Genomic DNA, 11,606 nt, shown 5'->3' on the forward strand with positions numbered 1-11,606 from the left:
ACCGCGCTAACAGGCCGAACACATGGCTGCTCCGACCAATACTGCGACGTGAAGATTCTCCTTGCCAACCCGGAGCCGTCCACACATGGCCCATCGCTGCCGCATCGCACGGCTGAGGATATGTCGGCTGTCAGGGTTAGACCGGACCTAACCTAAACCGGGCTAAACCGTCGCGATTGACCCAGGCTGTGTAAAAACACGGCTCCGCATCACCTCCATGCAACGTCGGGCGACCATCGGCGTCGCTCTTGAGCCCGCTGCCGCGCCTCACGCTCGCATGGCTGCCAGCAATGGCTCGACGCCGAGGATATTCAGTACACGCGTGAGATTGTAGCTGAGTACGTTCAGCGCCATTTCGGTCGCGACATTGGGCAACCGCTTCATCAGACAGTGCGTCGCCCCCATCCGCATCTTCAGTGTGGCGAACGGATGCTCGACTGTTTCGCGACGCACACGCATGGCTTGCGGGTTTCGATCGAGCCGCGTCTGCGCGGCTTCGACGACGTGTTCGTGTTCCCAGCGTCTGATGCGGCGCTCGTTGGATGTTGTGCACTGATCTTTGAACGGGCATGTGCGACACGCCTTCGTCAAGTAGATCCGCATTTTTTGGCCGTCTTCGTCAGCGGTGAAGTGGTGTGCCAGCTTCTCGCCTGCCGGGCAGCGATAGACATCGTCCTTGGCCAAATAGACAAAATCAGGTTTCCCAAAGCGGCCTGCCGGTTTGGCACCCGAGGTTTGCGGCTTGGGCAGCGTGACCGCGACGCCGGCCTGTTCGCAGGCCAGGATTTCCTCACCTTTAAAGTAACCCCGATCCGCAACGACGTCCAAAGTATCGCTGCGCAGCGCGGCTTTGGCCGGCTGCGCCATCGTCGCCAATTGCGTTCTATCGGAACCGATGTTGGTAACGTCATGGGCGACAATCAGATGGTTCGTGGTCTCGACCGCACTTTGTACGGTTGTAGGCGACCATGCCGGAGCCTCGCCCCGCTCGTTGCCATCGAGCGGCAATCAGGATCGGTCAGCGATATTTGCTTGTCGGGTGAGGCGAGCAATGTCTCCTCAATCGCAGCCAGTCGCTTCACTTCTTCTTCAAGCTTCACCAGCTTTTCCCTGAGCCGCGTCTTGGTCAGAAGCACCGCTTCAGAAGGCGCTTTACCTGCTGCAGTCTGGCGGTCGGCGGTATCGAGTTGGCTCATGTAGCGCGCCACGCTCTCTTCGATCTGCTTCTGGCGGCGCTGGATCTTGCCTTGCGTGAAGTTATTGTCGTGACTGTTGACGGCTTTGAACTTGCTGCCGTCAATGGCAACGCTGGTACTCGCCAACAGGCCGATCTTGCGGCACAACTCAACGAATTGCGCGCAAACCTTCTTGATCGCGGGACCGTTGTCCTTGCGGAAATCGGCGATGGTTTTGTGATCCGGCGCGAGCCGTCCGGTCAGCCACATCACCTCAAGATTGCGACCTGCCTCGCGCTCCAGCCGCCGGCTCGATTGGACCCGGTTGAGATAGCCGTAAATGTAGAACTTCAGCATCGGGGAAGGATGGTACGCTGGCCGACCAGTCGCGGCAGGATCAACGCCATCGAACCCGAGGTCGCGGAGCTCCAACGCATCGACGAACACATCGACCGCACGAACAGGATTGTTCTCGCCGACCCAATCATCGAGGCATTCCGGCAGCAACGTCGTCTGGTGGCGATCAACCCCTTGAACGAAACCTCGCATCACTTCCCCCCCGCCGATTCAGCACGAGATCATAGCATCGACAGGGTTTTCACACAGCCTGGACCCGAAGCGGACAAAGGGCATCCAAGGCAGAATAATCATGCGGCAATCGCAACTGGCTGGGTTTCACGTTGAGGCAGATCAACGCCCGCCCCGCTGATGCATCAGACCTTTCCACCCACGCATCCATGGTGACGGTGGCTGACATGCAACCTCTGCTCAAAGAGATCCGGAATACCCCTTTGCTCTGGATGCTGGTATTTGTGCCGACCGTGCTGGCGGCCGAGGCGGTCCTGTCAAATTCCCATACGCTACTGTTCGTGTTGTCGGTGCTCGCCATCATCCCACTGGCGGCACTGCTTAGCCACGCCACCGAGGCGGTCGCCGCGAGAACCGGAGATGCCGTCGGGGGGCTGCTCAACGCGACGCTCGGAAACCTGACAGAACTCATCATCGCCATCGCCGCATTGCGCGCCGGCCAGTACACGCTGGTCAAGGCCTCGATTGCTGGGGCTATCGTCACCAATGCGATGTTCATGCTCGGCGCTTGCCTGCTGCTGGGTGGTCTGCGCTACCACGTGCAGGAATACAACCGCGCCGGCGCGCGGCTGTCTTCCGGACTGTTGCTGATGGCAACCGTCGCCCTGCTTGCCCCCTCGGCCGTCGCCGACCTCCAACATTTGCCGCAGGATGGAAGCGTCATCCACAAGCTAAGCGTCGGCATCTCCGTGCTGCTGATCGGCGTATATGCACTCGGCCTCCTGTTTTCGCTGAAGACCCACAAGGAATTATTCGCCGGCGCAGAGCACGACAAGGGAGAAGAAGCGCCCTGGCCGATCGGGCTTGCCGTAGGCACGCTGCTGGTTATTACCGTGCTGGTCGCGCTGGTGAGCGAGATCTTCGTAGAGTCCGTACAGAAGGCAGGGGAGACCTTCGGCATGAGCCCGGCGTTTGTCGGTTTTATCATCGTCTCGCTAGTGGGCGCGGCAGCGGAATTCGCGGTGGCCTTCTCTGCGGCGCGCAAGGACCGCCTCGATATGAGCGTCAGCATTGCGCTCGGCAGCGCCTCTCAGATCGCCCTGTTCGTGGCCCCCGCGCTGGTGCTGCTCAGCTATGTTGTGGGTCCCACGCCGATGAACCTCCAGTTCTGGCCGGGTGCCGTAACCATGATAATGATTGCGACGGTTACCGCGAGTTTCATCACCGGCAGCGGCCGCTCGGCCTGGTTCGTCGGCGCCCTACTCATCTTCATCTACGCGATCTTTGCGCTAACGCTGTATGTAGTCCCGCCGGCCGGCCAAGGATGACGCGCCGTCGTTCGCCGACGCAGGACACCCCCCACGACGCTTGTCCGCCTATTGACTCCAACCGAGCACAACGAACGTCAGGTTCTGGCCGCACGGGAAACCCGGACCGGGCTCTGAGATCGTCCGGTCGTCGCGGCAGACCGGACGTGACCGGGCGGCGATCAGGCGCTGACCCACCACAGACATTGCGAAGAAGCAGCACCGCTAACAATTCATAGCCCACAAAAAAGCCCCGGCAAGCCGGGGCTTTGGTTTGCGCGGACTGGGGCGATCAGTATCTCGCCGCGACCGGGGCGCCGTAGCCGCCGAAGCGATAGTTCAAGCGCACGGTGACCATATCCACGTCTTGGCTGACTCGGTCGTTGAGTACCGCCGCAAGACGCGGATCCACCACAGAGAAGGAGTTATTTGCGTGCCCCATCCACAAGTGGTCGTATTCAACACCGACCGACCAGTTAGGCGTGAAGCCATACTCAAAGCCGACACCCAAGGTGCCGCCCCAGCGCGTGCTATCCGCGGAGACCAGACCAATCCCGGTGGTGTTGTCGAATATAGTCAAGCGATTACTGGTCACAGCCGCGCCGCCCTTCACATAGAGCAGAGCCGAATTCCAAGCCCAACCGAGTTGGCCGGTGAAAAGACCGATCGCGTCAGTCTTTGCCGTGGTTGAGAGCGTCGGGTTGAACAGGCTCACGCGAGTGTTCTTGAGGTCCGCCCAATCGCCTTGAGCTTCCAATCCGAATACAAACTGATTGGTTTGCCAGCGATATCCAATTTGTCCACCGGCAACGCCCCCGGAGCGATCACCGCAGCCGCTCGCGAACGTTCCCGCAGCGGTGACGAAATCCACGCAACTGTGGCTCTGACCCCAGCCGCCGTTCGCACCGATGTAGAAACCGGTCCAGTCGTAAATCGGAGCAACCATGGGCGGCGGTGCTTTAGTGTACGGACGGGCCGCCAGATCAGCCGCTGACGCGGGGGCGGATAGACCCGCGGCAATCATCCCGGCCGCAGCAATCACAAGCTTTTTCATTACGAGAATCTCCCCAGAAAGAATTTCAAAAAGGACACGATGCCCACGAGACGAATCAAATGCTAACTCGTTCGCCTGAAGGTTGATGTAGCTAAGCCGCAACACTCGGCTCAGATATTTGGCGCCAATTCTTTATATCTATTAAGGATTTACAGGGAACCAAATGCACTTTAACGTGCATTGTCGGTTGAAAAAATCCGCGCCCCCTCGAAAGAGAGGATGATCCTGTAGATCGCGCGGGTCCCCAATGCCAGTACTGCCGCTCATCGCAGCGTTCCCTGCCCCCGTGGCATGTCGGCTTATGGCCCGAAGCGGCAGTTGCGGAATGTCTCCTCTTGCGCCGCTGTTGGACGTTAAGCGGACACAGCCCGCTCTTGCGGGGGCTGCACTCGATAGAGACGCGGCGAACAGGAAGTGGAGCAACCGCCTGTCCGCCGCGCCACCGAGCAAACGCCAAAAGGCAGCGGCGCGTGTGGGTCCCGGGGGGCCTCCCGTGATACACGCGGGCGCGGACACTGGCTGCGCCCAAAGAGCGGTCCTCTCGATCTGTGGCTACACCGCGCTGAATTGGCGCGACGAACATTGTCGCAGGACTCGGCAACGCTAATCGCTGATTCTCATACATCACGCGGGTCGACGCGGGATCTTCGCTTCGCCCCGCTCAACGGCTCCCGCCAGGCCACGAAGTAGAGACGGCGTGATGCCCCCAGCGAGTTCGATCTCCCTGGCTGTTTTCCGAAGGAAGTTACCGAAGTTAAAGGTCTCAAGCGACAAGTCCTCGATTGGGACGAGGGTCTCCACGAGGCTGCGCAATCCGCGAAGCACCGACTCAAGTCCTTCCTGGAGTGCGTCGGCCATTGCCATGATCTCCTCTGCCGCGGCCTCTCGCTCTTCTCGCTCGGTTTCGGTGCCTAGTTTCTGCTCAGCATCAACGATCTGGGCGGCAAGCGCCGCGCATGCGTCGCTGAGGCTGGATAGCCGCAGCGTTGCCGCATCGACCGCATTTTCAAGTGTGGTGATTGCGTCGTCATTGCGGACATCGGATTCGAGAAAAAATCGCTGTTGAGCCGCTCTGGCTTTATCGAGCGACGATTGGGCTTCCGCCTTTCGCTCGTTGAGCATGGAATGCCGCGAACGCAATGCCGTGAGCGCTGTTTCGAGATTCGAAATCGTCGTCGTTTTTCTGAGTGCCATGGTGGAGATCTCTCAGTCTAATTTTTTCAGCGGAGCGGGCGTTACACGTCGTTTAAGCGTGATGACGATCTGATCGATCGTGTGCCAGTCGGGCCCAAGCTCCACGATGTCGTGCAACTCGACCAATTCTTCAAAGGCGACGACCTTCAGTGGCTCGCCATTGTTGTATTCGATCTGCGCCGCCCAGCGATGGGTCATTTGTATAGCTCCATGTTTGCAAGAACAGACTGAGATGATCCGTCGGCTCTGTGCCGCGAACGACGTTGCGTCATTGGCGCGCAGTTGGAAGAACTAGGAAGCTGGCTGCTTCGTCGTTCATGGCCGAGCGCTGCGGCCGCAGCTGTCAGCGTGCCGATCGGCAAATCGAGCGCGCCAGCCAAAGCATCTAGCACATCCCTGCGATCGAGGACGGGCATTTCTGCCTGCGGACGGGTGCGGACAGTTTTTCCGTTATCACCGTCCGGGTCGCGAGAGGGCCTACGCTTGATATGGCTAGACACGTCCGCACCCGTCCGCATGGCCGTTCAATCCCCGTTGCTGTCGCGGTTTGTTGGTTTAAAGCGGACACCGAGAAAGACCCGCGTCTTGGCGTGTCCCTTCTGCGCGCTAGTGAAGCCCCTCGCTTGCATCTGTTCGCTGAAGGCCTTCTTGCTTCCAACATTTTCATTCCCGCGTGCGGCATAAGCCGACCAGCTATCGAAAAGTGAACCGACGGGTTCCCATTTCCATATGTTGCCGATGTCGACCTCACAGGCGTCATCGAGCCACTGCCCGAACATATCTTCGCCAGCGAAGTATTGAGCCGTCGCGTCGAGAACCACGGCGGGTGGAGCAAGGCCTATGCGCTGCCACTCCAAACAGCCGTCTAACGCCCATCGTAAGATGGCAGGCCACTCCGGTTCCAGCTTTCTCGATAGGTCCTGGTCGCGCTCCGCTTCGGGAATCCTGACGGTGAAAGGAACAACAAGCAGGCGTCGCCGCATGGCTTCGTCGACGACGGTCAGGCGAGGTTTGTGGTTACCGACAATGAACAGCTTGAAGGTCGGGTCGAAATCAAAAAAGTCCTGACGCATAAACCGGGCCGTCATGCGGTCGCCGCCAGTGAGCGTCTTGATCTTCGCCTCGTCCCATTCGCGCCCCTGCTGCGTTTCCTGCGCGACCACCAAGCGCGCACCGCGCAGTTTCGCGAGGTCCGTCGGATGATTGTCATTCTTGCTGGCAATAAAGGTACTCATGGCTGCGGTCGTTGCGTAGTCTCCGAAAATCTTGACAATGGTATTGATGAACGTTCCCTTGCCGTTTGCGCCAGTGCCGTAAGCAAACACGAAGACGTGCTCGGCCGTCGTGCCGGTTAAGCAGTAACCAACGTATCGCTGTAAGAATCCCACAAGCTCTCGGTCTCCATTGGTGATCCTGCCGAGAAATGACGACCACAACGGATGCGGCGTTCCTGGCGGCGCCAATGAGCAACCCGCCTTTCGCGTAATATAGTCGTTGGGTTCATACGGGCGCTCTTCACCCGAGCGGAGTTCGATCGTTCCCACTCGTTAATCTCCGGCGTTGAATTTCCATGGATCAGCGTCCCACTGTTCTGCCGTCGCAGCGAGGCGGCGATCAGCCTTTGCCAGCCGCTCGACCGCCGCCACGGTCTTTGCGGAGGCAAGCGCTTTTGCGGAGCCTGGCTTGTTGCAAGTAGCGGCAACGTCGCGACAGATCACGCGGGCGAGATTGAAGGCATGTAGCGTGTCATCTGACCGCCAGTATTGACCGGTCCAACTCATCCAGCGCCCGAACTTGGCGACGTAACGGAGGTCGTCGGCATGGCGCTGCGCAAAAGCGATAGCAAGTGCCTCATCGCTGAAAACCGGAGCCGTATCGGCAGCATGTTGAACCTTGCCGCCGCTGCCATTTGCAAGCGGCGGCGACGGCCTCGCCCGATCGATTTGCTTGCGCAGAGCATCGGCACCATACTTCTTCGCATAATGATTGGCGTCGACCTTCCTAACCGTCATGGGGCATCGCTCCCAAGTTCGAACGGCTGGATTTCCCACACTTCGACGCCACGCTCCTGCAACGAGCGTTCGAGTTTTGCGGTATTGACGCGCCCCGCGCTGTTGTCATCGATCAGGATCGATGCGCAATCGGTCCAGTCCGGGATGCTTTCGGCGAGAGCGGGCATCCGTGACGCGCCACCTGCCGCCCATGCGCCGATGCCCATGACTTCATGCGCAGTCAACGCATCCTCGACGCCTTCGGCAATGACCAGGGCGTTGCTGCTGTCATGGAACGGCGCGCAGACAATCGGTGCGCCAGGGCATTTGCCGATCGTGCTCTTTCCCTGCGGATGGTCACGATCCCGATCGCTCCCATCAGGAAGCAGTCGGATCAGGTGGACACCGCGCACCGCGTCGTCGCGCATGTGCAATGCGCCCGGCTCGCGCTCATCTGGAAGACCGAATGCGCAGATGATGGCGTGCACATCTTTGCCCCGCGTGGGCAGATAGCCAATGGTCGGCGGGATAGCGCCGCCATACCCGCGTGCCTCCCGCAGATAGCGTTCACCCGCCGTCGCCTTGATCGGCTGTCGTTGCGACCAGAGAAACCGCGCGAGTTGCAGCCGTTTTGCGACTTCATCTCCGCGATCGCTTTGCTTCAACTGTAGTGGCCGTATCGTTGTGCGATAGATATTGCCGCCGGCAAACAGCCGGGCGAATTCCACGGCGTCGCGGAAATCACAGTTGCGCTCGCGCATGATTAGAGCAAAGGGATCGCCGCCAATGCCGATCTCGTGGTCGTACCAGCAGCCAAGTTTGCTGCCCGCAATGCTAACGGCGAACGAGCCGTGCGTGCCATACCGCAACTCACGCTTTGATGAGAGTTGCCGATTTGGATCACCGAGCAGGTGCTGGGCGAGATCGGCGGCACGTTGCGCCAGCATCGCACGCAGGTCGTCGAGGGGAATGAGGTCGCCGGAGACCACAACGGTGCTCCTAAAAGGGAATGTCGTCGTCCATGTCCTGCCGACGTTCGTTCTCCAATTCGTCGAGATCGACAAAGAGCTGGCATGCTGCATGGTTGATTGCGGCAAGCAGATCGGCGGAGAGATTTACTTCCTCTGCAATGCGGGACGGCAACTCCAACACTCGCCGCCGCCTCCTGCACGCGAAGCAACTGCAGTGAGTGATCGCGTCTGTCATCATGAAGTTGAGAACGACGGTCTCGCGCGAGCCATCGGCATCTTTCGTAAGATGCCTCATAGTGCTGCGCGCTTGCGCTAAGCGGTTCTCAGGCTTATTGGTAATAGTCATAGCGATCTCCTGTTCGGTGGTGACGAGCAGCGGATTGAGCTTTTTACTTTGTGCGCCGCCCCTTTGCCGGGGGCGGCGTTTTTTTAAGAGGCGCTGGCTACTTCGGCAGGTTTGCGCGATCGGCGCGGCTTCGCATGCGAAGGTCCGCGCAACAGACGCTTGACTTCGGCATCCCACCGTTTTCGCGGCACGAGCAGAAATTTTCCGTGTCTTTCGGCTGGTATCTGTCCCAGCTCCACGGCGCGGTAAGACTGCGCGCGGGAGAGGCCGATGCGCGATCCGGCAGCTTCCACCTTGTAGAAAAACTTCTCGCGGATCGCGCGGCTGATGACTTCGGCTCGCAACTGAGACCTCCTCGCATCATCCGAGATGAAACTTGTTTGGGTATTTCTACCCCATTAATTGGACATTGCCAACCTTCGACAAGGGTACTAGGGTCAATCTCTGATCGTCCCATGTCGTCCGATTTCAGGAAGGAAAGCTTGCGCCGATGGCACCCCGCCCAAAAAAGCAGAAGGCGACCACTCCGGCGTTCAAACGCGGGCGCGAGTTCAAGATGATATTGCCGGAGGATATTTCGAAGTGGGTTGAGGGGGAGGCCAAGGACCAAGGCCGACCGCAAAGCCGGGTCATAGTCAATCACTTGAGCCGCATCCACTATCTGGATCAGCAGGCCAAGCTTGGAGAACTGATCAGGGATATGGAAATCATCCTCGCGAGATACGGCTCGCGGATCACGTTGGCCGATCTCGGGGAGCCGCTGCTCCGCGCCGTCGATGACGTGCTCGACGCAAAGACAGATGGTGAGTTACGGGCTCGGCTTGACCGGCTGCGCGTTCTTCGCGCCGAGATGAGGAAGTCTGAGCGGGCCGCGAAAGTATGAAAGTTGCGGTTGGCCTACGGATGAACTGATTGTCGGGCTGCGCGCGATGCCCCTAGTGCGGCCCAAAGGAGACGAAAGCATGAGAATGATCAGGCCCGCTCGACCATGAATGGGGCGCTTGTCGCCGTAGCGTGTTGCGGCGAAGGGCGTCCCGAGAAAAAGGGCGAGAGCAATGACGGAAGGTGCAGCAACAGTACCTGAGCTTCGGCCAATGTTGTCCGAAGCTCAGGTCTTGCAGATTGTCCCGATCAGCAGGACGACGCTCTACAGATTGGAGAAGGCGGGCAAGTTTCCGAAATCGGTCTACATTTCGCAGAACCGGCGATGCTGGTTTTTGGACGCAGTTGTCGCGTGGCAGAAGTCGATCGACGAATGCGACCCGCATTTCGATCCGAACCGTGGACGTGGCAAGGGGCGTCGGCGCAAGGCCTGCTCGCAGGTGCAACGATGACCGGCGAGTATTTTCAGACAAGTACGAAAAAGGGTCGTGGCCGGGCACGGCGCTCGCTCGATATGATCAAGGCGATGTACGAAATCGCCGAAGACGCTCGGCCGATCACAGAGCGAGGTATTGGCTACAAATTGTTCTCGCTGGGCCTCATCCCGTCCATGAGCAAGAACGTCATGCAGGGCGTCTACCGCCTGCTGAAAGAGGCCCGTGAGGAAGGGACAATCCCGTGGGAGTGGATCGTTGATGAGACCCGTGAACTGGAACAGGTCTCGACTTGGGACGATCCTGTGGCCTTTGTTCGCTGCGTGGCCCGTTCCTATAGGCGCGACTTCTGCCAGCAGCAGCCGCAGCGGGTAGAGGTCTGGTCGGAAAAAGGCACGATCCGGGGCGTGCTGCAACCCGTGCTCGATGAGTACGGCGTCGGCTTCCGCGTCATGCACGGGTTCGGCAGCGCGACCACCATCAACGGCGTGTCGCAGTATGACGATGGTCGCCCGCTGATCATCCTGTATATCGGGGATTTCGATCCGAGCGGGTTGTGGATGTCGGAACGCGACATTCCAGAGCGGCTAGAGCGCTACGGCGGGGATCACATCTCGATAAGGCGGATTGCGCTTCTTCACGAGGACTGCATGACGCTCGGCGAGAGGCCTGCCTTCAACGTCGCAGACAAGAGGAAGGACCCGCGCGCTCCGTGGTTCTGGAAAACATTCGGTCAGCGATGCTGGGAGTTGGACGCGATGGACCCGAACGACCTGCGGGCGCGCGTCGAGGCCGAAATCAACGAGCACATCGAGCCCGAGGCATGGGAGCGGTGCCGGATCGTCAACGAGGCCGAACAGCAGTCCCTTCGGCACGTCCTTGATCGGTGGGGCGGACATTCTTGAAGACGACGACCGGGGCAGCGGCGCAACTAATCGGGGTTCAGCGGGGGCACGAGGATGAGATCGTCGCTTGGCGGAACGCGGTCAACGAGTGCGATCCGAATCGTGGCAGGGTAAAGGGCGGCTTCGGCGGGCGCGATCAGGCACACGATGGGCTGTAACCTTGGCGCGCGCGCCGAAGATCTCCGACTGGGCGCTTGATCAGCACACGATGCAGGGCAAGTGAGCGAGACATTATCCCTCGTCGAGCGGCTTAGGCTGAATGTCGAAGAGAACTTCCATAATGCTTGAAAAAGTTATCAAGCTTCACTGGTTCGCCGGTATGTCGCCAGAACAGTTTTTTACCAAGGCTGGCCGCCACTGCGAGGCGGTGGTGGCCGCCGATTAGAGTATGGTCATCGGATGCTGTGGCGATGATCTCGCCGTCTTCGTCCACGATGATCATGTGCTGCCTCCGATCCAGCGCGCGGTCAGCGCCGCCGCGATGGTGCACAATCCATCTAACCTCGTGCCGGTCCCGGCGTTCCAATGGCCGCAGGAAGGCCGCACAACGCAACCGGGCTAGGGGACGGGACCGGCCCGCGCCATGTGAAACTAGGGCCTGTTAGGGCCCAAGCAGGTTCGGACGGGCCTCTCGCTCGTCCGGCAGCAACAGAAATATACCTTTATCTTCAGGCGCTTCCGGCGATTTCAACAGGCCGAAAAAATCGCTTGCAGCAAGGACCACACGGTTTTGCCGTACGCGCTCAGCGCCGTTCGTCCGCACGCAGGGCGGGCTCACAGGGACTACCCGCCCTGCCCGCACCTCTCGTGCCGACGCTG

Annotated in this window: 13 protein-coding genes and 1 pseudogene; 4 read left to right on the forward strand and 10 right to left on the reverse strand. The window is 59.7% G+C overall.

All coding sequences use genetic code 11. From position 1 onward, the window contains the following. Window positions 1–267 precede the first annotated feature (267 nt). Window positions 268–1,724 (reverse strand): annotated as a pseudogene (locus XH84_RS24980) (IS1182 family transposase). Between the two features lie 206 nt (window positions 1,725–1,930). Between XH84_RS24980 and cax the strand changes: the two are divergent. Continuing rightward, the gene (gene cax, locus XH84_RS24985) at window positions 1,931–3,031 is read left to right on the forward strand and encodes a calcium/proton exchanger (protein WP_164936362.1); all 1,101 of its coding nucleotides are present in this window, start codon (window positions 1,931–1,933) and stop codon (window positions 3,029–3,031) included. Window positions 3,032–3,302: 271 nt separating this feature from the next. Here the strand turns inward: cax and XH84_RS24990 are convergent, their stop codons facing one another. The 8 genes from XH84_RS24990 to XH84_RS25020 form a co-directional block, all read right to left on the reverse strand. Then, a complete protein-coding gene (locus XH84_RS24990; protein ID WP_128920073.1) occupies window positions 3,303–4,064 on the reverse strand; it encodes an outer membrane protein in 762 nt (253 codons plus the stop codon). A gap of 624 nt (window positions 4,065–4,688) precedes the next feature. Next, a complete protein-coding gene (locus XH84_RS24995) occupies window positions 4,689–5,258 on the reverse strand; it encodes a hypothetical protein (RefSeq protein ID WP_128920074.1) in 570 nt (189 codons plus the stop codon). Window positions 5,259–5,270: 12 nt separating this feature from the next. Further along, window positions 5,271–5,456, reverse strand: a complete 186-nt coding sequence (locus XH84_RS25000; protein ID WP_128920075.1) for a hypothetical protein — start codon at window positions 5,454–5,456, stop codon at window positions 5,271–5,273. 326 nt (window positions 5,457–5,782) lie between these two features. Beyond that, window positions 5,783–6,802, reverse strand: a complete 1,020-nt coding sequence (locus XH84_RS25005; protein WP_128920076.1) for a phage/plasmid primase, P4 family — start codon at window positions 6,800–6,802, stop codon at window positions 5,783–5,785. A gap of 3 nt (window positions 6,803–6,805) precedes the next feature. After that, window positions 6,806–7,270, reverse strand: coding sequence for a hypothetical protein (locus XH84_RS25010; RefSeq protein ID WP_128920077.1), 465 nt, complete (start codon window positions 7,268–7,270; stop codon window positions 6,806–6,808). Beyond that, window positions 7,267–8,238 carry a toprim domain-containing protein gene (locus tag XH84_RS25015; protein WP_164936340.1) on the reverse strand — a complete coding sequence of 324 codons (972 nt, stop codon included), beginning with the start codon at window positions 8,236–8,238 and terminating at the stop codon, window positions 7,267–7,269. The genes XH84_RS25010 and XH84_RS25015 overlap by 4 nt, the downstream gene beginning before the upstream one ends. 10 nt (window positions 8,239–8,248) lie before the next feature. Further along, a complete protein-coding gene (locus XH84_RS40020) occupies window positions 8,249–8,566 on the reverse strand; it encodes a hypothetical protein (RefSeq protein ID WP_164936341.1) in 318 nt (105 codons plus the stop codon). A gap of 83 nt (window positions 8,567–8,649) precedes the next feature. After that, on the reverse strand, window positions 8,650–8,910 hold the full coding sequence (locus XH84_RS25020) for a hypothetical protein (RefSeq protein ID WP_128920079.1): 261 nt from the start codon (window positions 8,908–8,910) through the stop codon (window positions 8,650–8,652). 146 nt (window positions 8,911–9,056) lie between these two features. Here XH84_RS25020 and XH84_RS25025 point away from each other — a divergent pair, with 146 nt between their 5' ends. From XH84_RS25025 to XH84_RS25035, 3 genes are all read left to right on the forward strand, one after another. Next, window positions 9,057–9,449, forward strand: a complete 393-nt coding sequence (locus XH84_RS25025) for a hypothetical protein (protein ID WP_128920080.1) — start codon at window positions 9,057–9,059, stop codon at window positions 9,447–9,449. 172 nt (window positions 9,450–9,621) lie between these two features. Next, window positions 9,622–9,900 carry a helix-turn-helix transcriptional regulator gene (locus tag XH84_RS25030; RefSeq protein WP_128920081.1) on the forward strand — a complete coding sequence of 93 codons (279 nt, stop codon included), beginning with the start codon at window positions 9,622–9,624 and terminating at the stop codon, window positions 9,898–9,900. After that, window positions 9,897–10,787, forward strand: coding sequence for a hypothetical protein (locus tag XH84_RS25035; RefSeq protein WP_206734141.1), 891 nt, complete (start codon window positions 9,897–9,899; stop codon window positions 10,785–10,787). Before XH84_RS25030 ends, XH84_RS25035 begins: the two co-directional genes overlap by 4 nt. 250 nt (window positions 10,788–11,037) lie before the next feature. Here the strand turns inward: XH84_RS25035 and XH84_RS25040 are convergent, their stop codons facing one another. Continuing rightward, on the reverse strand, window positions 11,038–11,229 hold the full coding sequence (locus XH84_RS25040; RefSeq protein WP_028153650.1) for a ParB N-terminal domain-containing protein: 192 nt from the start codon (window positions 11,227–11,229) through the stop codon (window positions 11,038–11,040). Window positions 11,230–11,606 lie beyond the last annotated feature (377 nt).

The organism is Bradyrhizobium nanningense (assembly GCF_004114535.1).
In the GTDB taxonomy this organism is placed as follows: Bacteria; Pseudomonadota; Alphaproteobacteria; order Rhizobiales; family Xanthobacteraceae; genus Bradyrhizobium; species Bradyrhizobium nanningense.